This is a genomic window from Vibrio sp. 1580 (assembly GCF_033340055.1).
This window is the reverse complement of sequence record NZ_JAWOVT010000687.1, coordinates 1-526: the sequence shown is the minus strand read 5'-3', so window position 1 is coordinate 526 and position 526 is coordinate 1. Positions and strand designations below refer to the sequence as shown.

Sequence of the window (526 nt, the reverse complement as noted above, 5' to 3'; positions counted from 1 at the left end):
ATATTCATCACACTTCCAACAAAAGTGGCATTGGACTAAGCCAATCAATAATAAGAGCTAGATAGAACAGGTGGAATGCATGGCACTTGAGATACGAAAAAGCGACCCAGAGAGGTCGCTTTTGTGGTGATTCTATTTAAGCATATAAGTGAGATTAGAAGGCCACGCTTAAAACTTGATATTCAGAACATCTTGCTCCGATGCATCGACCTTCAACTTACTGCGAGATTCAATATATTCAATCTGCTTTGAGTCGAGTGAATATGGCATGACAACACGTAATTCATTTATCCCTTCATGCTTTGCGAGCTGAGTTAAACGAACTAAGTTCGATTCGTCACTTTGACGTGAAGACATCGATTTTAATGCCGCATCCCAGAGTCGATCTTCCGGTCGGCTCAACTCTGCAATGTTCTGCTTCCACATCAAACCAAAAATGGGCGCAATGGTGGCGAACGCCTCTAAGAAGGTCCATTTCTTACTTCCTGTAGCTCCTAAAAAGCTGGTGTAGTCGAACTCAATGCAT

The 526-nt window shown here is 42.4% G+C and carries 1 protein-coding gene; it reads right to left on the bottom strand.

The window, feature by feature from the left end; genetic code table 11:
• Positions 1 to 168: 168 nt before the first annotated feature.
• The coding region (locus R7093_RS27855; RefSeq protein ID WP_411913268.1) for a transporter at positions 169 to 526 on the bottom strand (358 nt) is incomplete at its 5' end.